This is a genomic window from Phreatobacter oligotrophus (assembly GCF_003046185.1).
GTDB lineage: Bacteria > Pseudomonadota > Alphaproteobacteria > Rhizobiales > Phreatobacteraceae > Phreatobacter > Phreatobacter oligotrophus.
Window position 1 is genome coordinate 385,208 of sequence record NZ_PZZL01000001.1, and the last position, 21,111, is coordinate 406,318.

The window sequence follows — 21,111 nt, forward strand, 5'->3', positions numbered from 1 at the left end:
GAGGGCGCACCTCCCGTCATCCTCCCGTTGCCGGAGCCGGCCGCCGCCGTCCCGGCGCCGGCCGTCATCATCTCTGCGGCCGCGATGGACGATCACGCCGCGGGTGCGGCCGTCGCCATCGCGCCGGAGCGGGCAGTCTCGACCTGTCCCATGCCGGCGCGGCGCCTGTCGCTGTCGGTCATCGCCTCGATCGCCCTGCATGGGGCTGCAGCCGCCGCTTTCGTCTGGCTGGGCCTCAAGGCACCGGCACCGATCTCGGCCGGCGAGGAGGGCATCGCCGTTGAGATGGTGGTGGCCGCCGATACCGGCTCCGCATCGCAGCAGGATTCTGCGAGCGGCAGGCAAGAGGCGGTCAATCCGGCCATCGCCAGCGAGGTGCGCCAGGCGGTCGAGGCACCGCCCGCCGAGACGCCGCCCGAGATGGCGGCTCTCGATCCGTCGCCCGTGCCCACCGACGAGCCGCCCGTCGCGCAGCCCGATCCCCTGACGATGGCCGAGCGCCTCGTCGACCAGCTGCCACCGCCGCCCCTGCCGGAGAGCCTGGCGGCCGCCGAGCGCTCGGTGGAACCGCCGCCGGTCGAGACCCCGGCTCCGCCCGTGCCGGAACAGGCCGCGACGCCGCCCCAGCCGGCCGCTCTCGCCCAGGCGGAGGCGCCCGCCGAGGCGAACCAGCTTGCCGAACTCCAGACAGCGCCGCCGCAGCCGGTCCTGCCGCCGCCGCCGGCGCCCGCCCTGCGCCCTGCGACGCCGCCGTCGGCCGTCCGCCGCGAGGCCGTGCGCCAGCCGCCGACCCGCCGCGAGGCGCCGGTGACGCGCGACCAGACCCGTCCGACCCGCCAGGCCGCGGCAACGCCGCAGCCGGACCGTCCGGCCCGCGCCGCCCGGCAGGCCGCCTCCGCCGCCGCCCAGGCCGAGCGGGGTGATGGCGCCGGCCAGCGCAACCGCCAGCAATCCGACGCCAACGGCACGACCGGGGCCGCGACGACGGCGGCCGTCGCCGCCTGGCGCCAGCGCGTCCTCGCCCATCTCGCGCGGTTCAAGGTCTATCCCGACCACGCGCGCGATGCCGGCATCCGCGGCCGCGCCGCCGTTTCCTTCACGCTGACCGCCAATGGCGCGGTGTCGTCCGTGTCCATCGCCACCTCGTCCGGGGCGGCCGTTCTCGATCAGGCGACGCTCGCCATGGTGCGTCGTGCCCAGCCCTTCCCGCCGAACCCGGCCGGAAGTCCCGCCAGCTTTACGACGGGCATCAACTACTCTCTTTATTGACGTCAGCCAGTCCAAGCGACCAGCCAGGAGGACCCGCCATGTACATCGCCATGAACCGCTTCAAGGTCATCAAGGGCGCCGAAGCCGATTTCGAGACCATTTGGCGGACGCGTCAGTCCTATCTGAGCGAACTCGAAGGCTTCGTGGAATTCGCCCTGCTCAAGGGCCCGGAGCGCGAGGATCACACGCTCTATTCCTCCCACACGGTCTGGCAGTCCAAGGCCAATTTCGAGGCCTGGACCAAGTCCGAGCAGTTCCGCAAGTCGCATGCCCGCGCCGGCCAGCAGAACAAGCCGACCTCGCTGGGCCATCCGGAGTTCGAGGGCTTCGAGGCCATCATCGTCGAGCGCAACGACGGCGCGCCGTCCGTCGCCGCGGAGTAAGGCGATGACGGTCCATCAGGTCCTCTCTCGCGAGGACAGGCTGTCGGCGGCGCGCGCAGCGCTCGCCGCCAAGCCGGACGGCGTCATCGAGAATGTCGCGCGCGAGCACGGTGTTGCCGCCCGCGACGTCCTCGCCATGCTCCCCGCCGGCGAGGCCGTGGCCGCACCGGCCGAGGCCTTCGAGGCGATCTGGACCGAGGTGACGGGCTGGGGCGAGATCCTCTTCATCGTCAACACGCCGGACATCGTGCTCGAATGCCATGGCGCGCTGGTGCCCGGCACAGCCGGCCACGGCTGGTTCAACGTCCATGGCGACAGCCCCATCGGCGGTCACATCAAGGCGTCGAACTGCCGCGAGATCTGCTTCGTCGACCGGGTGTTCCACGGTCGCCGGTCGCTCTCGATCCAGTTCTTCAACGAGGCCGGCGAGGCGATGTTCAAGATCTTCGTCCGCCGCGACAAGGAGCGGGCGCTGATCGCCGATCAGGTCCCGCGCTTCGAGGCGCTGCGGGCCCGCTACGCCTGAGCCATGGCTCGCCGCCGCTTCACAGGCGGCGGCGAACATGCGAGGCAGCGGCGTGACCAGCATCGCCCATGTCTCCGACCTTCATCTCGCGCCGGTGCCGTTCCCGTTCGGGGAGGGGCTGAAGCCGGCGCTGGGCTGGATCAACTGGCGGCGCAAGCCTGGCGCCCATGATCCCGCCCTGGGCCTGCGGGTCGCCGCGGCCGTGCGGGCCGCATCCCCCGACCATGTGGCCCTGACCGGCGACCTCATCGAGCTCGGCCTTGCCAGCGAATATGGCGCCGCAGCCGAGGCGCTTGCCGCCTTCGGCCCGCCCTGCCGGCTCTCCTGGGCCCCCGGCAATCACGACGTCTACACGGCCCGCGCCGTGCCGCGGCTGCGCGATGGCCTCGGTGGCTGGCTCGCGCCCGAGGCCGCGCCGCAGAATGACGCCGATATCCGCGGGCATTTCCCACGGCTGGTGGTGACGGGCCGCGTGGCCCTCGTCACCCTTTGCTCGGGGCTCCCGACCTGGCTCTTCTCGGCCGAAGGGGAGCTTGGCGCTGCCCAGCTGTCCCGGCTCGACGCGATGCTGTCGGCCATCGACCGCACCGCGCATCTTCCCGTCATCGCCGTCCATCATCCGCCCCATGCGCCGGGCCTATCGCCGCTGAAGCGCCTGCGCGACGGGCAGGCGCTGATGGCGCTTCTTGCCCGCCATCGCTGCCCCCTCGTGCTTCACGGCCACCTGCACAGGGCCTGCGAGGCGACCACCACCATCGACGGCTTCGCCATCACGCTCGCCGGCGCGCCCTCGGCCTCCTCCGCCGGGCATCACGGCGACGACCCCGCCGGCTATTCGCTTGTTCAGGTGGACGAGGCCCTTCGCTGGCGCATCGAACGCCACGCCGTCTGACCAAGGCGCAGGGGCGCCCTGCAGCTTTCCGATTGGCAGCGCCGCCGCTTGGTGTCTTGATGACGGCCCCGTCCCAATCGGCCGATTTCCATGAACGCTCCCTTCGCGGCTCCCGCCATCGACCCGGCTCTCGTCGAGGCCCTGCGCGCCCTGCTTGGCTCCCGCCTGTCGCTTTCCGAATCGGACCGCGCCCAGCACGGCCGTGACGAATCCCGCCACGCTCCGCGCCTGCCGGACGCCGTCTGCCGCCCGCACAGCACGGAAGAGGTCTCGGCCATCGTGAAGCTCTGCGCCGCGCATGGCACGCCGGTCATCGCCTACGGCGTCGGCTCGTCGCTGGAGGGCGCGCTCATCCCGGTGAAAGGCGGCGTCTCCATCGACATGAACGAGATGAACGCCATCCTCGAGGTCCGGTCGCAGGACCTCGATGTCACCGTCCAGGCCGGCGTCACCCGCAAGCAGCTCAACGCCCATCTGCGCGACACCGGGCTGTTCTTCCCCATCGATCCCGGCGCCGATGCCTCGATCGGCGGCATGGCCGCGACCCGCGCCTCCGGCACCAATGCCGTGCGCTACGGCACCATGCGCGAGAACGTGCTGAGCCTCACCGTCGTGCTGGCGGACGGGCGGATCATCCGCACCCGTTCGCGGGCGCGCAAATCCGCCGCGGGCTACGACCTCACCGGCCTCTTCGTGGGCTCGGAGGGCACGCTCGGCATCATCACCGAGGTGACGGTCAGGCTCTACGGCATCCCCGAGGTGATGGCGGCGGCGATCTGCGCCTTCCCGAGCGTCGAGGCGGCGGTCGACACGGTCATCCAGACCATCCAGATGGGCATTCCCGTCTCGCGCGTCGAACTGCTCGACGACAATGCCATCTCGGCCGTCAACGCCTATTCCAAGCTCTCCCTGCCGGTGACGCCGACCCTCTTCTTCGAGTTCGCTGGCAGCCAGGCCGGTGTCGAGGAACAGGCGGCCATCGTGGAGGAGATCGCCAAGGGCGAGGGCGCCACCAACTGGCGCTGGTCGGCTGATGCCGACGAGCGCAATCGCCTCTGGCAGGCGCGCCACGACATCCACTGGGCCATCCGCGCCGCCAATCCCGGCAAGCAGGGCTTCGGCACCGATGTCTGCGTGCCCATCTCGTCGCTCGCCGAGGTCATCCGCGGCGTGCGCGAGGACACCCGGCAGCAGCCCTTCAACACCACGCTCGTCGGCCATGTCGGCGACGGCAATTTCCATTTCGGCTTCCAGATCGACCCGGACAGCCCCGAGGAAGTCCGCGCGGCCGAGGAGGCCTATGACAAGATGGTCGCCCATGCGGTGCGCGTCGGCGGCACCTGCACCGGCGAGCACGGCGTGGGCTTGGGCAAGCGGAAGTACATGCGGATGGAATACGGCGAGGCCGTCGACGTCATGCACCTCGTCAAGAACGCCCTCGACCCGCAGGGCATCCTCAATCCCGGAAAGGTCCTGCCAGACTGAGGCTACTCCGCCGCCGCCGGCACCTGTCGTACCCACCAGGCATCGAGTGCGGCGCGGCTGCAGGGGAGGCGATCATCGAGCCCGCCGGCGAAGGCCGCCCAGGCCTCGGTGAAGCGCTTCGGCACCCCGACGACCAGCGGCAGGCCCTGTTCCACGGCTGCGCCGATCTCGGCGACGAGGCCACCGCCCTCGGCTTCCGCCCGGCCGAACTTGTTGACGATGGCGAGGCTCGCCGGCTGCTCCAGCGCTGCTCGCAGGGCCCCCGCAGCCGCCGCGAGGCCGGCAGGATCGAGCCGGCAGGCGTTGACGCTGCCCGAGCCTAAATCCTGGCAGATATTGAAGCGGCGGCCGCTGCCGACCAGCTCCAGCTCCATGTCGATCTCGGCGCAGCTCGCGCCCGCATTGACCTGGACGAGGCCTGCCACGGCGACGCCCGCCCGCGCCAGGTCATGGGCGAAGTCGGTGAGCAGGACGTCGCAGTCCTCGTCGGGGCCGTAGATCACGGCGGCAATGGCGGTCATCGGGTCGTCTCGCTTTCCCGCGCAAGATGGGGCGCGGCGCCCGGTGCGTAAAGTCCTGGTGGGCTCGGAGCCCGAACGAGGGCTCGGCAGCGGAGCCTTTTCGGTGTCTCATGCGTTGGCGTCGCGGACCTTCTCCGCAGGCCCATCCGATCAGGGAACGAACCCATGAAAGCCATCGCAGTGACCGCCGCAGGCCTCGCCCTATTCCTCGCCATGCCTGGCGCCGCCGAGGCCTCCCATCGCCGCGGCCACACCATGGCCGGCTGGTGCCGTGCCGACGCCGCCCAGATGATGGGCGTGAGCCGTCGCGCCGTCGTGCTGGAGAACCGGGTGCTGCGGACGGAGGCCGGACGCTACCAGATCCGCGGACTTGCGGCGCATGGCGCTCTGGGATCGCGGGCCTTCACCTGCCACTTCAATGCCCGCGGCGTGCTGCAGGGCGCCGTCTGACGGTTCAACCCGTCTTGCGAATGGTGAAGGTCAGGGTCTCCGCGACCTTGGCCTGGGCCTCGAGCACATGCCCCGTCTCGTTCACGAGATGGGGGATGTCGATGGCCGCCATCGGATCGGTGCAGACCACGTGCAGACGATCGCCAACCTCGGCGCGGGCGAGGGCCCGGCGTGTCCTGAGGGCGGGAAGGGGGCATTTCAGCCCCTTCAGGTCCACCAGCGTCGCGCCGTCCGGAGCGCCGCCGGAACCGTCCCCGCTCATGATGCGGACATCAGTGCTTGGCGCCATCCGGACGGGCCATGCCGTCCCAGGTCTTGCCGACGAGGTTGTAGCCAGCCTCGTTGCCGCGCAGCTGCGCGCCGGTCGTGGCGAAGCGGGCGTCGGCGGTCATCTGGTAGTTCGAGTTGAGGACGAAGCCGGCGCCGGCAGCGATGGCCACAGCGGCAACGAAAGCAAGGATCATGGCCTTCATGGTGGTCCCCCGTTCTTGTCTTCGCACTTGGCGAAACTGTTGTTTCGGCAGGATATCTAGCACGCGGCTGGAATCGATCAAGCGTCGCTGCGTCGCAGCCCGTCACTCGATGATGATGCGCGGCGGCGGCTTGATGGTGACGTCGCCCGTGCCGGTGAGGCTCGCCCAGACCTGCCGCGCGATGTCGCGATAGACGAGGGCGTGGGGACTGTCGGGCACGGTCGCGACCAGCGGCCGGCCGGAATCGGAGCGAGCGCGCAGGTCCATGTCCAGCGGCACCTCGCCAAGGAAGGGAACGCCGAGCCGCTCGGCCTCCGCCCGCGCACCGCCGTGGCCGAAGATGTCGTAGCGCCGGCCGGTGTCGGGAGCGATGAAATAGCTCATGTTCTCGACGATGCCGAGGATCGGCACCTCGGTCTTCTTGAACATGGCGACGCCGCGCCGCGCATCGATCAGTGCGAGGTCCTGCGGCGTCGAGACGATGACCGCGCCGGCCAGCGGCGTCGCCTGCGCCATGGTGAGCTGCGCATCGCCCGTGCCCGGCGGCATGTCGACCACCAGCACGTCGAGCTCGCCCCAGGCGACCTCGCGCAGCATCTGGGTGATGGCGCTCATCACCATCGGCCCGCGCCAGATCATCGGGGTCTCTTCCTCGACCATGAAGCCGATGGACATGACCTTCACGCCGAAATTCTCGAGCGGGGCGAGGGTGCGGCCGGAGACGACGCGCGGCTTGCCGGACAGGCCGAACAGCTTCGGCAGCGACGGGCCGTAGATGTCGGCGTCGAGGATGCCGACCTTGCGGCCATTGGCGGCCAGCGCCAGGGCGAGGTTGCAGGCGGTGGTGGACTTGCCGACGCCGCCCTTGCCGGAGGCCACGGCGATGACGTGCTTCACGCCGGGAATGGTCGCAGCCTTCGGAGATGGCGCGTTGGTCGGGCGGCCGGGCGCCACATGCGGCTGGGTGGACGGTGCGGGGCGGGCGGCGGTCGCAGCTGCACCTGGGGGCCGGTCGGCCGTGAGCGAGACAAGGGCCTGGGCGACGCCGGGAATCCCGCCGATCGCGGATTGGGCGGCGGCGCGCACCGGCTCCATGGCGGGGGCTTCCGTGGGATCGATGGCGATGGCGACCATGACCTTGTCGCCCGCCACGACGATGTCCGAGAGCCGGCCCGAGGCCGTCAGCGACTGGCCGCTCGCCGGCAGGAGCACCTTCTCCAGCGCACGTGCGACTTCTTCCCGTGTGACCATGATGCCCTCGCCTGACCGGCGGTCACATAGGGCATGGCGAGGCCCGGCGAAAGGGCAGCGCGCCGATAGCGACGAAAGGTCAGGGGGTCACGGTCAGCTTCAGCACATAGGCGTCCAGCGGCACGGGGCGGCCGCCGGTGGTGAGCTCGCGCGGCGGAGCGGAGAGTTCGCCGAAGGAGACGAAGCGCCCCATGACCGGCACGAAGGGGGCGCCGAGATGGGCGGCGGGCGACAGGCGGAAGGACGGCGTGGTGGCGCCGATGGCCTGAACCTCGACCACCGGGGCGCCGGCACGCTCGCAGCGCGCCGTGGCGCAGCGGCCGTCGGCGATGACCCGGGTGAACTTCAGCTTCAGCATGCGGCCGCCGGGACCGGGAACCTCGACCGTCTCGCCGCCACGGATCTCGATATGCCGCGGGCCCGCGTCCTGCGCCTTGCTCGGTCCGGTGACCAGCACCAGCGCGGCGCTGGCGGCCAGGAACATCAGGGTGGGGGCGGCGATCATGGTGAGCGTAGCCAGGGTTCGGGTGTCGAAATGCATGTGCGGCTCCGGATGTTGCATCCGTATGTCGCGGTCACGCTCCAAATGGTTCGACGCGCAGATGGGCGCCGCTGCTCCTAAATGCACGCCCGCGTCGTTCACGTTCGCGATAGGCCGGCGCCGCTGCATGGCTGGCCGGTAAAAATCGTGCGGTTGGCAGCGGATCGCGTGTTGGAGCCGTCACCGAGTCGTGGTAGCAGGCTTCGCCAACCCTTCAAGGAGCCGCCCCATTTCCTTTCGCTGAATCGAAAGGCCGGGACCGGCTTTTTCCGCAGCGGAGTTGGCAATGGCCGTCATCAAGTCCATCGAGGAAGCCCTCACCTTCGACGACGTGCTGCTGCGGCCGGGCCTGTCCGACGTGATGCCCGGCGATGTCGACGTCAGGACGCGCATCACCCGCACCATCAATCTCAACATCCCGCTGATGTCCTCGGCCATGGACACGGTGACCGAGTATCGCATGGCCATCGCCATGGCCCAGGCCGGCGGCATCGGCGTCATCCACCGTAATCTCGACCCCGACGTGCAGGCGGATCACGTGCGGCAGGTGAAGCGCTTCGAGAGCGGCATGGTGCTGAACCCCATCACCATCCACCCCGACGAGACGCTGGCCGATGCTCTCGCCCTGATGAAGAAGCACGGCTTTTCCGGCTTCCCGGTCGTCGAGCGTGGCCCGAATGGCAAGGGCGGCAAGCTCGTCGGCATCCTCACCAATCGCGACGTGCGCTTCGCCACCCGTCCCGACCAGCCGGTCTCCGAGCTGATGACCAAGGACCGGCTCATCACGGTGGGCGAGGGCGTCAGCCAGGAAGAGGCCAAGCGGCTCCTGCACCAGTTCCGCATCGAGAAGCTGATCGTGGTCGACGAGCACTACCGCTGCACCGGCCTCGTCACCGTGAAGGACATCGAGAAGCAGGTGGCCAATCCCAACGCCTGCAAGGACGAGCAGGGACGGCTGCGCGTCGCCGCCGCCACCACCGTGGGCGAGCAGGGCTACGAGCGCACCGAGATGCTGATCGATGCCGGCGTCGACCTCGTCGTCGTCGACACCGCCCATGGCCACTCGCAGAAGGTCCTCGACCAGGTCGCCCGCATCAAGCGGCTGTCGAACAAGGTCCAGGTCGTCGCCGGCAATGTCGCGACGGGCGCCGCCACCAAGGCGCTGATCGACGCCGGCGCTGACGCCATCAAGGTCGGCATCGGCCCCGGTTCGATCTGCACCACCCGCATCGTCGCGGGCGTCGGCGTCCCGCAGCTGACCGCCATCATGGAGAGCGTCGAGGCGGCCCAGGCCACCGGCACGCCGGTCATTGCCGACGGCGGCATCAAGTTCTCCGGCGATCTCGCCAAGGCGCTGGCGGCTGGCGCCGAGGTTGCCATGATCGGCGGGCTTCTGGCCGGCACGGACGAGGCGCCAGGCGAGGTCTATCTGTGGCAGGGACGCTCCTACAAGAGCTACCGCGGCATGGGCTCGGTAGGCGCCATGGCCCGCGGCTCGGCCGACCGCTACTTCCAGGCCGAGGTGAAGGACGCGCTGAAGCTCGTCCCCGAGGGCATCGAGGGCCAGGTGCCCTACAAGGGCCCCGTCTCGACCGTGGTGCACCAGCTCGTCGGCGGCCTGCGCGCCGCCATGGGCTATACCGGCGCCCGCACGCTCTCCGATTTCCGCACCCAGACCGAGTTCGTGCGGATCTCGGGCGCCGGCCTGCGCGAGAGCCACGTCCACGACGTGACCATCACCCGCGAGAGCCCGAACTATCCCAATGGCGGTCGCGTCTGAGGCCCGGACATGAAAAAGGCGGCCGGGTGGCCGCCTTCTTCGAAAGGTTGGCGTGTCGCGTCAGTTGCAGACGCGGACGCGGCGCAGCTCCGGGCCGTAATAGGTGTCGACCCAGCGGCGCTCGATCCAGCACTCGCGATAATAGGGGCCATTGGCGGCAGCCGCAGCCGCGGCGCCACCGATGATCAGGGCCGCCGCACCGGCGCCGACCCACGGACCCGGACCGCGCCAGCCGCGGCCACGATAGGGACCCGGACCCGGACGGAAGCCAGGACGCGGCCCGGCGAAGCGCGGACCGCCGCGGAAGCCGCCGCCGCGACGCTGCATCTCGACGGGCTGGCTGGTATCGATGGTGGAGCCGATGGCGGCCCGCTCGGCCGAAGCGGCAGAGGCGGTCGAGGGCATCAGCGTGGTGAAGCCGAGGGCCATCAGGCCGGCGGCGGTGGACAGGGCAAGGCCCCTGACGGACATGGAACGCATGACTGTTCTCCCCGAGTTCGGCGGGTTCCACCCCGCCCGATCGCGATCAGTAAGGTCGCGACGTGTGCCGAAGGTATGGGCCAGGGGTGGCCTTTCCTTGACCAACGTATGATCAGCATGGTCGGTTCCGCGACCTAACGGAAGCGGAATCACACGGATGTCTTTCCAAGAAGGATGAATTCCATGGGTTTGATGAATGCCGGCATGAATTCGCTGGTCTGGCCGGTGCTGGCGCAGATCCTTCTGACGCTCGTCGTGCTCGTGGTGATGGGCATCTTCCGGCGCAAGGCCATGATGGCCCGCGAGGTCAAGATCAGCGAAATCGCACTGAAGAAGGATGCCTGGCCCTCCAAGCCGCAGCAGGCCGCCAACAACTTCACCAACCAGTTCGAGACGCCCGTCCTCTTCTACGTCCTGGCGATCCTCGCCATTCATGTCGGGGCGACGGGCTGGGTCATGGTCTCGCTCGCCTGGCTGTTCGTGGCGAGCCGCATCGTCCATGCCATGATCCATATCGGCTCGAACAACATGATGATCCGGCCGCTGGCCTTCCTCGTCGGCTGCATCGCCATCCTCGGCATGCTCGTCGGCGTCTTCATCGCGTCGGTCTGACGGCAAGGGCCGCCCCGGTCCTGCGACCGGGACGGCCCCTCTGCCGGACGCCTCAGTAGACGCAGACGTTCACGAGCCGGCGCTCGAGGCCGTAGGGCGTGTCGATCCAGCGGTAGCGGTAGCAGCTGGCGCCCACCGTCGCGATGCCGAGCCCGCCGACCCAGACGCCATGGCGCCAGAAGCCGTGGCGATGCCCGTGGCGAGGGCCATGGAAGCCGAGACGCGGGCCACCGATGTGACGGACGCCGCCGAAATGGCGGGCGCCGCCGAGATGGACACCGCCGGAGCGGAAGCCACCGCCACCGCCGCGGAAGCCGCGGGCTTCCGCATCGGTGGAGGCGTAGAGCGAGAGACCGGCAACGGCGATACCGGCGAGGGCAAGGGCCTTGAGGGAGGTCATGGCTGCGTTCCTTGAGCGTTGGAGGAGTGAGGAATTCGCCCCTTCGCTCATGGGTCGCCCGGCCGATGGAAAAGGTTCAACGCGCCTGCTGCGGCCTGTCGTCGCCTCCGACCCGTCTTCGCGGTGAGGCAGTCGCCATAGCGCAAATCGATCCGGTTGAATTAAGCGGACCTTTAGCCTCGTTCCCTAAAGTCCTTCCTATTGCAGCAGACCGGGACCGATGAGGCAGCAACCGGCCATCACCCTGGACGATGTCAACCGGGCCATGACAGCCCGGCGCTGGAACTTGACCTTTCCGGAGCCGGTCGAGACGCACTTTACCGCCGAAATGGACGAGCGCCGGGCCCGCGCGATGCGCCGGATCCTGCCGCGCACCCTGCTCATCTACAACGCCTTCCTGGTCGGCGATTATCTGCTGACGCCCGACGCCATGGCGGTGTCCTTGATCGTCCATTTCGCGATGGTCACGCCCTGGATCATCGCAGCCATCGTGATGCTGCCGCGCATGACCTCGCGCTTCTGGCGCGACCTGCTTGTCGCCAGCCTCCCGCTCTCCATCATCGTCGGCGTCCTCGCGGTGTTCTCCGCCTCCCGATCGCCGCTGGCCGAGCACTACCAGTACTTCGTCATTGTCGCGCTGCTCTATGGCAACGCGGTTTTGCGCCCGAGCATCACGCTCGCCCTGATCATTTCCGCGGTGACGGTGGTCGCGCACGGCGTCGCCCTGGCCCTGCATCCGGTCATCCCACCGGTCGTCGCGGTCTCGGCGAGCGCCTGCCTCGTGGTCGCAAGCTACGTCTCGCTTTCCACGAACGCGGCCATGGAGCGCGACCTGCGCCGGCTCTACCTCAGGCGCCTGTCGGAGAGCCTCGTCGCCAGCGACCTTGAGCAAGCCGCCGCCGATCTCCACCGGATTACGCTGGTCGATCCGCTGACCGGCCTCGCCAATCGCCGGGGCATCGACGCCCGCGCCGCGGCCTTCACCGGCGGCGCCGATGGCGGTCCCTTCGCCGTGCTGATGATCGACGTCGACCGGTTCAAGCCCTTCAACGACCATTACGGGCATCCCGAGGGCGACAAATGCCTTGCCGCCGTCGCCCGGGCCATTCGCGACTCGGTCCGCGGCGGCGTCGATGTCGCCGGGCGCTATGGCGGCGAGGAGTTCCTCGTCCTCTTGCCCGGCGCAACGCTGGCCGAAGCCGTGCCGGCGGCGGAGCGCATCCGCCGCGCCGTGGAGGCCCTGGCCCTGCCGCATGCGGCCGCCGAGACCGGCATGGTCACGGTGAGCATTGGCCTGGCCGCCGCCGACGGCCTGTCTGCTGACATGTTCTCGCCCCTGGTGGCCGCGGCCGATGCGGCGCTCTATGTCGCCAAACAGGCCGGACGCAACCGGGTCCATGCCGCCGGGGACGTGCCCTCGACGGACACCGCGGGGCGGCGCTCCCGCCCCGCATCGGACGCCGCCTGATCGCAGCGCGCTTGCTTGATGGGCGCCTGCCGGTCTAACAGCACGGGCCTTGGCGGGCCCGGTCCCGTCCTGGAGACGCCGTGACCCCCTCCGCTCGCCTGTCCGCCGCCATCGAGGTTCTCGCCGACATCGAGGCCCGCCGCCGCCCGGCTCCCGATGCGCTGAAGGACTGGGGCCTCGCCCATCGCTTCGCCGGGTCGAAGGACCGCGCCGCCATTGCCAGCCTCGTCTATGATGCGCTGCGCCGCCGGGCCTCGGCCGCCTACATCATGGGCGAGGGAAGCCCGCGCGCCGTCCTGCTCGGCAGCCTCGTCCTCGCCCGCGGGCTTGATGCCGCCGCCATCGCTGCCCTGTGCACCGGCGAGCGTTTCGCACCGGAACCCCTGTCGGCCGAGGAGGCGCGCCGCCTCGCCGATCCCGACCTCTCGGATGCGCCGGCCGCGATTGCCGGCGATTTCCCGGACTGGCTCGCCGAGGACCTGTCGGCCGCCTTCGGCGATCGGCTCGTGGAGGAGATGCAGGCGCTCGCCGCGCGCGCGCCCATCGACATCCGCACCAATACCCTGAAGACCGAGCGCGCCCGCCTGCAGCCGCTGCTCGCCCATCTCAACCCCGAGCCGACGCACCATGCGCCGACGGGCCTGCGCTTCTCCGCCGGCGAGGACGGCCGTGGACCGACGCTCCAGGTGACGCCGGAATTCCTCAAGGGCCTGTTCGAGATCCAGGACGAGGGTTCGCAGGTCGTCGCCGCGCTGGTCGGTGTCGCGCCGGGCATGCAGGTCGTCGACCTTTGCGCCGGGGGCGGCGGCAAGACGCTCGAGCTCGCCGCGCTCATGGACAATTCCGGCCAGGTCTTCGCCACCGACGCCGATGTGCGGCGTCTCGCTCCCATCCATGACCGGCTGACGCGCGCGGGCGTCCGCAACGTGCAGGTCCGCACCCCAAAGGGCAGGGGGGACGAGCCGCTGGCCGATCTCACCGGCAAGATCGACCTCGTCCTCGTCGATGCGCCCTGCACCGGCATCGGCACCTGGCGGCGCAATCCCGACACCAAGTGGCGGGTTCGGCCCGGCGCGCTGGACGAGCGCATGAAGGAACAGGACCTCGTGCTCGACCGCGCGGCGAAGCTGGTGAAGAAGGGCGGCCGCATCGGCTACATCACCTGCTCGGTCCTGCCGCGCGAGAACGATGCGCGCGTCGCCGCCTTCCTCGAGCGCCATCCCGGCTTTGTAAGCGTCGACCCCGGAGAGCTTCTGGCGCTCGCCCCGGACACGCTGTCCGAGCGCGACGATCTCATCTCGCCCGCTGGCCTCGGCCTGCAGCTCTCGCCGCTGAGGACCGGCACGGACGGCTTCTATTGCGCCGTGCTGGAACGCTCCCGATGAGCCGCCCTCAGGTCTCTCGCCGCATGATCCTGGCGGCGGCGCTCGGCCTCGCGCCCGCCATCGCTGAGGCCCAGCCCGCCGCGCGGGTATCGACCCGCGAGGCCGCCACCGCGGCCCGCCTCATCAACGCCTACCGCGCCAGCCGCGGCCTCGCCGCGCTGCGGGTCGATGCCCGCCTCAATGCGGTCGCCGCCGAGCATGCCCGCGCCATGGCGGGGGTCAACCTGCTCTCCCACGATATCGGAGGAGGCTACGCGGCGCGGATGCGGCGCCATGGCCTTCCGACCGCCTCGGAAAACATCGGCTGGGGCTATGAGACGGTTGCCGAGACCGTTGCGGCCTGGCGCGCCTCGCCGGCCCACGACGCCAATCTCGTGAAGCCGCATGGCCGCATGGGCCTCGCCCGCGCGGTGGCGCCGGGCATGCGCCCCTACTGGGCTCTCGTCCTCGCCCCCTGACGTCCTGCTGCCATTCCCGTGTTGACGGCTGAAATCCCGGACTTGCGCCGTTTGCGGCATGGTCGTAACGCAAGGCGATGACCCAGCACGACTCCATCCTGATCATCGACTTCGGCTCGCAGGTGACCCAGCTCATCGCGCGGCGCGTCCGCGAGGCGGGCGTCTATTGCGAGATCCACCCCTTCCAGTCGGCGGAGGCCGCCTATCGCAAGATGAAGCCGAAGGGCGTCATCCTCTCCGGCGGCCCGGCCTCCGTCACCGAGGATTTCTCGCCCCGCGCGCCGCAGCTCATCTTCGACGAGAAGCTGCCGATCTTCGGCATCTGCTATGGCGAGCAGACCATGGCCGAGCAGCTCGGCGGCAAGGTCGAGGCGGGCCATCACCGCGAGTTCGGCCGCGCCTTCCTCGAGGTGCAGAAGCCCACCAAGCTCTTCGACGGCGTCTGGGAGCCCGGCACCCGCCATCAGGTCTGGATGAGCCATGGCGACCGCGTCACGCGGCTGCCCGAGGGCTTCGAGGTGGTGGCGACCTCCGACAATGCGCCTTATGCCGCCATCGCCGACGAGAGCCGCAACTACTACGCCGTCCAGTTCCACCCCGAGGTCGTCCATACGCCGGACGGGGCGAAGCTGATCCAGAACTTCGTCCACAAGATCGCCGGCGCTAAGTCCGACTGGACCATGTCGGCCTATCGCCAGGAAATGATCGCCAAGATCCGCGCCCAGGTCGGCCGGGGCAAGGTGATCTGCGGCCTGTCCGGCGGCGTCGATTCCTCCGTCGCGGCGGTGCTCATCCACGAGGCCATCGGCGACCAGCTCACCTGCGTCTTCGTCGACCATGGCCTGATGCGCCAGAACGAGGCGACCGAGGTCGTCGACCTCTTCCGCGGCCACTACAACATCCCGCTCGTCCACGTGGACGCGTCCGACCTGTTCCTCGGCCAGCTCGCCGGCGTCACCGACCCCGAGACCAAGCGCAAGACCATCGGCCGCCTCTTCATCGAGGTCTTCGAGAAGGAGGCCAAGGCCATCGGCGGAGCGGAGTTCCTCGCCCAGGGCACGCTCTATCCCGACGTCATCGAGAGCGTCTCCTTCACCGGCGGCCCCTCCGTCACCATCAAGAGCCACCACAATGTCGGCGGCCTGCCCGAGCGGATGAACATGAAGCTCGTCGAGCCGCTGCGCGAGCTGTTCAAGGACGAGGTCCGGGCGCTCGGCCGCGAACTCGGCCTTCCCGACAGCTTCGTCGGCCGCCATCCCTTCCCGGGGCCTGGCCTTGCCATCCGCATCCCCGGCGAGATCACCCGCGAGAAGCTGGACATCCTGAGGAAGGCCGACGCCATCTACCTCGACGAGATCCGCAAGGCCGGCCTCTACGACATCATCTGGCAGGCCTTTGCCGTGCTGCTGCCGGTCCGCACCGTCGGCGTCATGGGCGACGGGCGCACCTACGACCATGTCTGCGCGCTCCGCGCCGTCACCTCGGTCGACGGCATGACGGCGGACTTCTATCCCTTCGACATGAACTTCCTCGGCCGCGCCGCCACCCGCATCATCAACGAGGTGCGCGGCATCAACCGTGTCGTCTACGACGTCACGTCGAAGCCGCCGGGCACGATCGAGTGGGAGTGACGGAGCGGTTGGGCGCGCCTCGATGAGCCAGAAGGGATCGGTCCCCTCGCGCGAGCGCCGCATCAAGCGCATCTGCGTCCGCTACGGCCTGCATCTGATGACGGCGCAGAAGTCGTCGAAACAGGTGCTCGCCCATGGCGGCTACATGCTCCGCGATGCCGAGACCATGGCCATCGTGCTCGGCGACAAGGGCTATCTCTTCTCGGCCGATCTCGACGAGGTCGAGGCCTATCTCGACGCCTTGGAGTGAGACGAGCACGATGACGGTCACGATCTACGGCATCACCACCTGCGACACCGTCCGCAAGGCCCGCGCCTGGCTCGATGGGAAGGGCGTCGCCTATCGCTTCCACGACTTCCGCAAGGACGGGCTCGACGCGAAGACGCTCGGCCAGTGGCTCGATGTGGTGGGCTGGGAGGCTGTGCTGAACAAGGCCGGGACCTCGTTCCGCGCCCTGCCGGACGCCGACAAGGCGGGCCTCGACCGCGCCAAGGCGGCAGCGCTGATCCTCGCCAACCCGACGCTGGTCAAGCGCCCGGTCCTGGAGACCGGGGCCGAGGTGCTGGTGGGGTTCAAGCCCGAGATCTACGCCAAGGCGCTCAGTCCCGGCTGATCCCGTCCGATCCCGGCGCGCCGCGGCGCATCGCGACCCAGATGCCGAGGCCGCCGCCTGCGATCGCCGCGATGAACGGTGTCCAGGCCGCGGCGTAGGCCCAGGCATAGCTCGAGAAATAGGGCGACCCGCGCAGGGCGTAGAACAGGGCGAGCAGGGCGACCGCCAGCACGTAGCCGCCGACCGCTCCCAGGATGGCGCCGAAGACGGCGCGGGGGCCGCGCCCCCAGGGCTGCGCCGGCGGGAGCTGTCCTTCGGCCCGCGCCCGATCGCGCCGTGACACCATGATGGCGGCCACCGTCGCCGCGACCAGCGCGATGAGGCACGCCACGAAGGGGCCTATGACGAAGGCGAGGCCCATGGCGGCAGCGCCTTCGCGCTGCGAGACCCGGAAGATGTCGAAGAGCACGAGGCCGATGGCGACCGTCGCGACATAGCCGCCGACGAGGCCGATCAGTCCCCAGATCACCGCCCATGTGAAGGCGCGCATGCCGATGCTCCCTGTAACTGGGAGGCATCGTTAGGGGCGGGGCGTTGCAGGGTGGCTGCGCCGCGGAGGGCGCGATGTTTCCGGCCGTCAGGGCGCGCGGGACGGGCGCGGCGGCGGCAGCGGCGCAAAGCCGAGCGCGCCGGCAGGCGGCGCAGTCTCTTCGACACGGGCCTGTTCGACCGGCGCGGCCGGCGACAGCGGGATCATCCGCGCCGTGGCGGGCGGAGCCTGCATCTGGATCGGTGCGGCGGCGGGTTCGGGGTCGGCCGGAACGACGATGCGGGCCTGGACCTTGTTCGGATCGGCCGTGTCGCCCGGGAGCGTCACGGGGCGCGAGGTGCTCGAGGCGAGTGAGGGAGCGGTCGGGGCCGGAGCGGGGGAGGCGACGGGGGCCGGCGGGGCCGGGGGCGGCACCAGGGCCGCGACCGTGTCGCGATGGGCGTGGGTGAAGGCAGCGGCGGCGGCAGCAGCAACGGCTATCGCGGAGACGAAGAAGGCCAGGCGTCGCCATCGTGCCCCGCGCAGGCGGCGCGCCACGGCGCGCTCGGTCGCGGGATCATAGGACATGCCGAGCATCGCATCGCCGGCTGAAGCGGCGGTCTCGGCGGCGGGTTGGGCTGCTTGAACCTGATTCATTCGACCAATGGCACGCGATGCGAATGGGGCCACCCGATCCGGCACGTGTCCGGGCAAGCGGCTATGGCGATGAAGTCCCTTGATCCTATGCGCGCCAAATGTGGCGCAGATGCGGAGCCGAGGCAAATTGTCCCGCAGCCTGTGGATGGACCCGGCGGCCGACGGCTCGCCGCGCCGGAGACCTTCGCCTCACCCCCGCCGCGTTTGCGTCGGACAGGGGGAGTTGATAGGTTCCGCCGCTTCTGACGGGGGCTCGCGCGATCCCTTGGGCGCGGAGCTGGATTGAGACCATGGCCGATATTTTCGACGAAGTTGAAGAGGACCTGCGCCGGGCGCGGTTCGAGGCCTTTTGGCAAAAGTACTGGACCGTGATCGTCGGCAGCGCCGCGGCCGTCGTGCTCGTCGTCGGCGGCTGGCGCTACTACGACCATCTCCAGGCCGAGCGTTCGGCTGCGGCCGGTGCGCGGTTCGAGGCCGCCTTGCGCCTGTCGCGCGAGAACAGCGCCGATGCGACTGCCCAGTTCTCCAGCCTCGCCGCCGAGGCGCCGGGCGGCTATCGCATCCTCGCCCGATTCCGCCAGGCGACCGAACTTGCGACCCGCGACAAGGCCGCAGCCGTCGCCGCCTATGACGCGCTCGCTGCCGATGCCGGCATCGGCCCGCTGATGCAGGACCTTGCGCGCCTGCGCGCCGCCTATCTCCTCGTCGACACCGCGCCTGCGGCCGATCTCGTCCGCCGCGCCGAGCCGCTGGCCGCCGCCGACGGCGCCTTCCGTCATTCGGCGCGCGAAATCCTCGCGCTGGCCGCCCTCAAGGCCGGCGACCGGGCCGGGGCCGAGCGCTGGATCAAGGCGATCCAGGATGACCGCGAGACGCCGCAGGGCGTGCGCGGCCGCGCCGACCTCATGTCCACCGTCTTCCCTGCCAGTGGCAGCTGAGCGATCAACGGAACCTTGCGATGACCCTCCGCCCCGACCGCCGCCTCGTCCTGCGCACCGCCGCCCTCGGCGGGCTCGGCCTCATGCTGGCCGGCTGCGAGTCCCTGCAGGACATTCCCTCGATGTTCGAGCGCCGCCAGCCGCCGCTGCCGGGCGAGCGCCGCCCGGTCTTCCCGGAAGGCGTGCCCGGCATCGATCGCGGCATCCAGCAGCCCGCGAATTCGCCCAGCTCCGCGCCGGCCGAGCCCCCGCCGGCCCAGCCGCCGGCTCGCGGTCGCTGATCGCCATCCCATGTCCTTCACGCTCGCTATCGTCGGCCGGCCCAATGTCGGCAAGTCGACGCTGTTCAACCGTCTCGTGGGCCAGCGCATCGCCCTGGTCGACGACCGGCCGGGCGTGACTCGCGACCGTCGCGAGGGCGATGCCAGCCTCGGCGACCTTGCCTTCACGATCATCGACACGGCAGGCCTCGAGGACAGCCGCGAGGGCAGCCTCGAGAGCCGCATGCGCGCGCAGACGGAGGAGGCCATCCGCCTCGCCGACGCGATCCTGTTCATGGTCGATGCCCGTATCGGCCTGACCCCGGACGACCAGACCTTCGCCGAGATGGTGCGCAAGTCCGGCAAGCCGGTGATCCTCGCCGCCAACAAGAGCGAGGGGAAGGTCGGCATGGCCGGCGCCTATGAGGCCTTCTCCCTCGGCCTCGGCGATCCCGTACCGCTCTCGGCCGAGCATGGCGAAGGCCTGAACGAGCTCTACGAGGCGCTGGCCGCCCTCATGCCCCCGCCCGTCCATGACGACGAGCCGGAGGACGACGAGGATGACAGCATCCCCGCCGGCGACCAGGAGGCGCCGCCGGAGGACCTCTCGAAGCCCATTCCCGTCGCCATCGTCGGGCGGCCGAACGCCGGCAAGTCGACGCTGGTCAACGCCCTGATCGGCGAGGACCGCCTGCTCACCGGCCCCGAGGCGGGCATCACCCGCGATGCCATCGCCGTGGACTGGGAATGGGGCGGCCGCAAGTTTCGCCTCGTCGACACGGCGGGCCTGCGCAAGCGCGCCCGCATCGAGGACAAGCTTGAGAAGCTGTCGGTGGCCGACGCGCTGCGCGCCATCCGCTTCGCCGAAGTGGTCGTCGTCTGCATGGACGCCGAGAAGCCCTTCGAGGACCAGGACCTGCGCATTGCCGATCTCGCGGCCAAGGAGGGCAGGGCCGTCGTCCTCGCCTTCACCAAATGGGACCTCGTGCCCCACAAGGGCGGCAAGGCGGCGAAGCTCCGCGAGGAGGCGGACCACTGGCTGCCGCAGATCAAGGGCTGCCCCGTCGTCGCCAATTCGGCCGCCACCGGCCAGGGCCTCGACCGGGTGATGCAGGCGATCATCGACGCCCGCGTGCCGTGGCAGAAGCGCATCTCCACCAACACGCTGGTGCGCTGGCTGCAGGAGACGGTGGACCACCATCCGCCGCCGGCCGTGTCCGGCCGCCGCATCAAGCTGCGCTATATGACCCAGGCCAAGGTCCGCCCGCCGACCTTCGTCACCTTCTGCTCGCGTCCCGAGGCGCTGCCGGAAAGCTACCTGCGCTATCTCGTCAACGGGCTGCGCGAGAGCTTCGACCTGCAGGGGACGCCGATCCGCTTCCACCTGAAGAAGACGGACAACCCCTACGCCGAGACGGGCCGCAAGATCCGCTGACGGGGGCGCCGCAGCGCCCCCACCGCGGTCAATAGGCGACCGAGAAGCGCTTGCGGCTGTGCTTCGGGGTTTCGAGCTCGTCCACCAGCGCGATGGCATAGTCCTCCGCCGAGATGGCGCTGTTGCCCGCCGCATCGACGAAGAATTGGTCGCCGCCAAGACGGAACCGGCCGGTGCGCTCGCCCGGCTGGATAAGGGCCGCTGGCGACAGGAAGGTCCAGTTGAGCGTCGGCTCGGCCTTCAGCTTGTCCAGGAAGGCGCCGCCGGCCTTGGCCTCGCCGAGATAGATCGCCGGGAACTGCGGCGTGTCGAAGAGCCTCACGCCAGGGGCCACCTCCAGCGAACCTGCGCCACCCACCACCAGATAGCGCGGAACGCCCGAGGCCTTGGCGGCACCGATCAGCGTGTCGGCGTCGGAGGCGAGGTAATGCACCGACGAGATCGCGGCGTCATGGCCGGCATAGGCTGCGGCCAGCGCCTTGCCGTCGAAGGCATCGACGGCCTTGGCCGTGACGCCGGGAAGGGGGGCGATCTTGGCGGTGTCGCGGGCGAGGGCGGTGACCTGATGGCCACGGGAGGACAGTTCGGCGAGGATGCGCGATCCGATCATGCCGGAGGCGCCGAGCAGGGCGACTTTCATGGGTGGTCTCCTTGTGGTAGTAACCAATGGTGACCAGATAGCTTTTGGTGATCACGGGCGAAAGAAGGCACTTTTCGGTCACGTGGTCACGCG

27 protein-coding genes are annotated in these 21,111 nt (G+C 69.9%); 17 read left to right on the top strand and 10 right to left on the bottom strand.

Annotation, left to right across the window (positions count from 1 at the left end; all coding sequences use genetic code 11):
• The first annotated feature begins 84 nt into the window (after window positions 1-84).
• From C8P69_RS24390 to C8P69_RS01860, 5 genes are all read left to right on the top strand, one after another.
• Window positions 85-1,269: an energy transducer TonB gene (locus tag C8P69_RS24390; RefSeq protein ID WP_146167264.1), complete on the top strand. Its 1,185-nt coding sequence runs from the start codon at window positions 85-87 to the stop codon at window positions 1,267-1,269.
• Window positions 1,270-1,307: 38 nt separating this feature from the next.
• Entirely contained in the window at window positions 1,308-1,652 is a 345-nt protein-coding gene (gene hmuQ / locus C8P69_RS01845; protein ID WP_108174149.1) for a heme-degrading protein HmuQ, read from the top strand.
• A 4-nt stretch (window positions 1,653-1,656) separates the two neighbouring features.
• On the top strand, window positions 1,657-2,178 hold the full coding sequence (gene hutX, locus C8P69_RS01850; protein ID WP_108174150.1) for a heme utilization cystosolic carrier protein HutX: 522 nt from the start codon (window positions 1,657-1,659) through the stop codon (window positions 2,176-2,178).
• A gap of 52 nt (window positions 2,179-2,230) precedes the next feature.
• On the top strand, window positions 2,231-3,070 hold the full coding sequence (locus C8P69_RS01855) for a metallophosphoesterase family protein (protein ID WP_170118091.1): 840 nt from the start codon (window positions 2,231-2,233) through the stop codon (window positions 3,068-3,070).
• A gap of 90 nt (window positions 3,071-3,160) precedes the next feature.
• Window positions 3,161-4,555, top strand: a complete 1,395-nt coding sequence (locus C8P69_RS01860; protein WP_108174152.1) for an FAD-binding oxidoreductase — start codon at window positions 3,161-3,163, stop codon at window positions 4,553-4,555.
• Between the two features lie 2 nt (window positions 4,556-4,557).
• Here the strand turns inward: C8P69_RS01860 and C8P69_RS01865 are convergent, their stop codons facing one another.
• On the bottom strand, window positions 4,558-5,076 hold the full coding sequence (locus tag C8P69_RS01865; protein WP_108174153.1) for a DUF2478 domain-containing protein: 519 nt from the start codon (window positions 5,074-5,076) through the stop codon (window positions 4,558-4,560).
• Between the two features lie 165 nt (window positions 5,077-5,241).
• Here C8P69_RS01865 and C8P69_RS01870 point away from each other — a divergent pair, with 165 nt between their 5' ends.
• The gene (locus C8P69_RS01870; protein ID WP_108174154.1) at window positions 5,242-5,526 is read left to right on the top strand and encodes a hypothetical protein; all 285 of its coding nucleotides are present in this window, start codon (window positions 5,242-5,244) and stop codon (window positions 5,524-5,526) included.
• A gap of 4 nt (window positions 5,527-5,530) precedes the next feature.
• Here the strand turns inward: C8P69_RS01870 and C8P69_RS01875 are convergent, their stop codons facing one another.
• The 4 genes from C8P69_RS01875 to C8P69_RS01890 form a co-directional block, all read right to left on the bottom strand.
• Window positions 5,531-5,788: a sulfurtransferase TusA family protein gene (locus C8P69_RS01875; protein WP_108174155.1), complete on the bottom strand. Its 258-nt coding sequence runs from the start codon at window positions 5,786-5,788 to the stop codon at window positions 5,531-5,533.
• 10 nt (window positions 5,789-5,798) lie between these two features.
• On the bottom strand, window positions 5,799-5,999 hold the full coding sequence (locus tag C8P69_RS01880; RefSeq protein WP_108174156.1) for a hypothetical protein: 201 nt from the start codon (window positions 5,997-5,999) through the stop codon (window positions 5,799-5,801).
• A gap of 102 nt (window positions 6,000-6,101) precedes the next feature.
• Entirely contained in the window at window positions 6,102-7,250 is a 1,149-nt protein-coding gene (locus C8P69_RS01885; protein WP_108174157.1) for an Mrp/NBP35 family ATP-binding protein, read from the bottom strand.
• Window positions 7,251-7,329: 79 nt separating this feature from the next.
• A complete protein-coding gene (locus tag C8P69_RS01890) occupies window positions 7,330-7,791 on the bottom strand; it encodes a hypothetical protein (RefSeq protein WP_108174158.1) in 462 nt (153 codons plus the stop codon).
• A 286-nt stretch (window positions 7,792-8,077) separates the two neighbouring features.
• On the opposite strand from C8P69_RS01890, the gene guaB reads away from it, so the two are divergent.
• Complete coding sequence (gene guaB / locus C8P69_RS01895; protein ID WP_108174159.1) at window positions 8,078-9,571, top strand: IMP dehydrogenase; 1,494 nt, start codon at window positions 8,078-8,080, stop codon at window positions 9,569-9,571.
• A gap of 60 nt (window positions 9,572-9,631) precedes the next feature.
• On the opposite strand, the gene C8P69_RS01900 is transcribed toward guaB, so the two are convergent.
• Window positions 9,632-10,051, bottom strand: a complete 420-nt coding sequence (locus tag C8P69_RS01900; RefSeq protein WP_108174160.1) for a hypothetical protein — start codon at window positions 10,049-10,051, stop codon at window positions 9,632-9,634.
• Between the two features lie 183 nt (window positions 10,052-10,234).
• Here C8P69_RS01900 and C8P69_RS01905 point away from each other — a divergent pair, with 183 nt between their 5' ends.
• Window positions 10,235-10,663 (top strand): MAPEG family protein, encoded by a 429-nt coding sequence (locus C8P69_RS01905; RefSeq protein WP_170118092.1) that lies wholly within the window; start codon window positions 10,235-10,237, stop codon window positions 10,661-10,663.
• 52 nt (window positions 10,664-10,715) lie between these two features.
• On the opposite strand, the gene C8P69_RS01910 is transcribed toward C8P69_RS01905, so the two are convergent.
• Window positions 10,716-11,063 (bottom strand): hypothetical protein, encoded by a 348-nt coding sequence (locus tag C8P69_RS01910; RefSeq protein ID WP_108174162.1) that lies wholly within the window; start codon window positions 11,061-11,063, stop codon window positions 10,716-10,718.
• A gap of 220 nt (window positions 11,064-11,283) precedes the next feature.
• Here C8P69_RS01910 and C8P69_RS01915 point away from each other — a divergent pair, with 220 nt between their 5' ends.
• From C8P69_RS01915 to C8P69_RS01940, 6 genes are all read left to right on the top strand, one after another.
• Window positions 11,284-12,531, top strand: a complete 1,248-nt coding sequence (locus tag C8P69_RS01915; protein WP_108174163.1) for a GGDEF domain-containing protein — start codon at window positions 11,284-11,286, stop codon at window positions 12,529-12,531.
• A gap of 80 nt (window positions 12,532-12,611) precedes the next feature.
• Window positions 12,612-13,916 (top strand): RsmB/NOP family class I SAM-dependent RNA methyltransferase, encoded by a 1,305-nt coding sequence (locus C8P69_RS01920; RefSeq protein ID WP_108174164.1) that lies wholly within the window; start codon window positions 12,612-12,614, stop codon window positions 13,914-13,916.
• A complete protein-coding gene (locus tag C8P69_RS01925; protein ID WP_108174165.1) occupies window positions 13,913-14,374 on the top strand; it encodes a CAP domain-containing protein in 462 nt (153 codons plus the stop codon). The genes C8P69_RS01920 and C8P69_RS01925 overlap by 4 nt, the downstream gene beginning before the upstream one ends.
• Window positions 14,375-14,451: 77 nt before the next feature.
• Window positions 14,452-16,005, top strand: a complete 1,554-nt coding sequence (gene guaA, locus C8P69_RS01930) for a glutamine-hydrolyzing GMP synthase (protein ID WP_108174166.1) — start codon at window positions 14,452-14,454, stop codon at window positions 16,003-16,005.
• A 22-nt stretch (window positions 16,006-16,027) separates the two neighbouring features.
• Window positions 16,028-16,255, top strand: coding sequence for a hypothetical protein (locus tag C8P69_RS01935; protein WP_108174167.1), 228 nt, complete (start codon window positions 16,028-16,030; stop codon window positions 16,253-16,255).
• A 10-nt stretch (window positions 16,256-16,265) separates the two neighbouring features.
• Entirely contained in the window at window positions 16,266-16,619 is a 354-nt protein-coding gene (locus C8P69_RS01940; protein ID WP_108174168.1) for an arsenate reductase, read from the top strand.
• Here the strand turns inward: C8P69_RS01940 and C8P69_RS01945 are convergent.
• The gene (locus C8P69_RS01945; protein WP_108174169.1) at window positions 16,606-17,109 is read right to left on the bottom strand and encodes a hypothetical protein; all 504 of its coding nucleotides are present in this window, start codon (window positions 17,107-17,109) and stop codon (window positions 16,606-16,608) included. The genes C8P69_RS01940 and C8P69_RS01945 overlap by 14 nt on opposite strands.
• Before the next feature lie 87 nt (window positions 17,110-17,196).
• Window positions 17,197-17,676 carry a hypothetical protein gene (locus tag C8P69_RS01950; protein ID WP_146167265.1) on the bottom strand — a complete coding sequence of 160 codons (480 nt, stop codon included), beginning with the start codon at window positions 17,674-17,676 and terminating at the stop codon, window positions 17,197-17,199.
• A 359-nt stretch (window positions 17,677-18,035) separates the two neighbouring features.
• Between C8P69_RS01950 and C8P69_RS01955 the strand changes: the two genes are divergently transcribed.
• Genes C8P69_RS01955 through der form a run of 3 tightly spaced genes read left to right on the top strand, consistent with a single transcriptional unit; the run spans window position 18,036 to window position 20,378 of the window.
• Window positions 18,036-18,683 carry a tetratricopeptide repeat protein gene (locus C8P69_RS01955; protein ID WP_108174171.1) on the top strand — a complete coding sequence of 216 codons (648 nt, stop codon included), beginning with the start codon at window positions 18,036-18,038 and terminating at the stop codon, window positions 18,681-18,683.
• A gap of 20 nt (window positions 18,684-18,703) precedes the next feature.
• Window positions 18,704-18,964: a hypothetical protein gene (locus tag C8P69_RS01960; protein WP_108174172.1), complete on the top strand. Its 261-nt coding sequence runs from the start codon at window positions 18,704-18,706 to the stop codon at window positions 18,962-18,964.
• Window positions 18,965-18,974: 10 nt separating this feature from the next.
• The gene (gene der, locus C8P69_RS01965) at window positions 18,975-20,378 is read left to right on the top strand and encodes a ribosome biogenesis GTPase Der (protein ID WP_108174173.1); all 1,404 of its coding nucleotides are present in this window, start codon (window positions 18,975-18,977) and stop codon (window positions 20,376-20,378) included.
• Window positions 20,379-20,406: 28 nt separating this feature from the next.
• Here der and C8P69_RS01970 read toward each other — a convergent pair whose 3' ends face one another.
• On the bottom strand, window positions 20,407-21,018 hold the full coding sequence (locus C8P69_RS01970) for an NAD(P)-dependent oxidoreductase (protein ID WP_108174174.1): 612 nt from the start codon (window positions 21,016-21,018) through the stop codon (window positions 20,407-20,409).
• Between the last annotated feature and the right edge of the window lie 93 nt (window positions 21,019-21,111).

What these genes read in the sequence shown, in the direction of transcription:
- C8P69_RS24390 (WP_146167264.1), top strand. Translation starts at nt 85, where the DNA reads ATGGACGATCACGCCGCGGGTGCGGCCGTCGCCATCGCGCCGGAGCGG.
- hmuQ (WP_108174149.1), top strand. Translation starts at nt 1,308, where the DNA reads ATGTACATCGCCATGAACCGCTTCAAGGTCATCAAGGGCGCCGAAGCC.
- hutX (WP_108174150.1), top strand. Translation starts at nt 1,657, where the DNA reads ATGACGGTCCATCAGGTCCTCTCTCGCGAGGACAGGCTGTCGGCGGCG.
- C8P69_RS01860 (WP_108174152.1), top strand. Translation starts at nt 3,161, where the DNA reads ATGAACGCTCCCTTCGCGGCTCCCGCCATCGACCCGGCTCTCGTCGAG.
- C8P69_RS01865 (WP_108174153.1), bottom strand. Translation starts at nt 5,076, where the DNA reads ATGACCGCCATTGCCGCCGTGATCTACGGCCCCGACGAGGACTGCGAC.
- C8P69_RS01870 (WP_108174154.1), top strand. Translation starts at nt 5,242, where the DNA reads ATGAAAGCCATCGCAGTGACCGCCGCAGGCCTCGCCCTATTCCTCGCC.
- C8P69_RS01875 (WP_108174155.1), bottom strand. Translation starts at nt 5,788, where the DNA reads ATGAGCGGGGACGGTTCCGGCGGCGCTCCGGACGGCGCGACGCTGGTG.
- C8P69_RS01880 (WP_108174156.1), bottom strand. Translation starts at nt 5,999, where the DNA reads ATGAAGGCCATGATCCTTGCTTTCGTTGCCGCTGTGGCCATCGCTGCC.
- C8P69_RS01885 (WP_108174157.1), bottom strand. Translation starts at nt 7,250, where the DNA reads ATGGTCACACGGGAAGAAGTCGCACGTGCGCTGGAGAAGGTGCTCCTG.
- C8P69_RS01890 (WP_108174158.1), bottom strand. Translation starts at nt 7,791, where the DNA reads ATGCATTTCGACACCCGAACCCTGGCTACGCTCACCATGATCGCCGCC.
- guaB (WP_108174159.1), top strand. Translation starts at nt 8,078, where the DNA reads ATGGCCGTCATCAAGTCCATCGAGGAAGCCCTCACCTTCGACGACGTG.
- C8P69_RS01900 (WP_108174160.1), bottom strand. Translation starts at nt 10,051, where the DNA reads ATGCGTTCCATGTCCGTCAGGGGCCTTGCCCTGTCCACCGCCGCCGGC.
- C8P69_RS01905 (WP_170118092.1), top strand. Translation starts at nt 10,235, where the DNA reads ATGGGTTTGATGAATGCCGGCATGAATTCGCTGGTCTGGCCGGTGCTG.
- C8P69_RS01910 (WP_108174162.1), bottom strand. Translation starts at nt 11,063, where the DNA reads ATGACCTCCCTCAAGGCCCTTGCCCTCGCCGGTATCGCCGTTGCCGGT.
- C8P69_RS01915 (WP_108174163.1), top strand. Translation starts at nt 11,284, where the DNA reads ATGAGGCAGCAACCGGCCATCACCCTGGACGATGTCAACCGGGCCATG.
- C8P69_RS01925 (WP_108174165.1), top strand. Translation starts at nt 13,913, where the DNA reads ATGAGCCGCCCTCAGGTCTCTCGCCGCATGATCCTGGCGGCGGCGCTC.
- guaA (WP_108174166.1), top strand. Translation starts at nt 14,452, where the DNA reads ATGACCCAGCACGACTCCATCCTGATCATCGACTTCGGCTCGCAGGTG.
- C8P69_RS01935 (WP_108174167.1), top strand. Translation starts at nt 16,028, where the DNA reads ATGAGCCAGAAGGGATCGGTCCCCTCGCGCGAGCGCCGCATCAAGCGC.
- C8P69_RS01940 (WP_108174168.1), top strand. Translation starts at nt 16,266, where the DNA reads ATGACGGTCACGATCTACGGCATCACCACCTGCGACACCGTCCGCAAG.
- C8P69_RS01945 (WP_108174169.1), bottom strand. Translation starts at nt 17,109, where the DNA reads ATGCGCGCCTTCACATGGGCGGTGATCTGGGGACTGATCGGCCTCGTC.
- C8P69_RS01950 (WP_146167265.1), bottom strand. Translation starts at nt 17,676, where the DNA reads ATGTCCTATGATCCCGCGACCGAGCGCGCCGTGGCGCGCCGCCTGCGC.
- C8P69_RS01955 (WP_108174171.1), top strand. Translation starts at nt 18,036, where the DNA reads ATGGCCGATATTTTCGACGAAGTTGAAGAGGACCTGCGCCGGGCGCGG.
- C8P69_RS01960 (WP_108174172.1), top strand. Translation starts at nt 18,704, where the DNA reads ATGACCCTCCGCCCCGACCGCCGCCTCGTCCTGCGCACCGCCGCCCTC.
- der (WP_108174173.1), top strand. Translation starts at nt 18,975, where the DNA reads ATGTCCTTCACGCTCGCTATCGTCGGCCGGCCCAATGTCGGCAAGTCG.
- C8P69_RS01970 (WP_108174174.1), bottom strand. Translation starts at nt 21,018, where the DNA reads ATGAAAGTCGCCCTGCTCGGCGCCTCCGGCATGATCGGATCGCGCATC.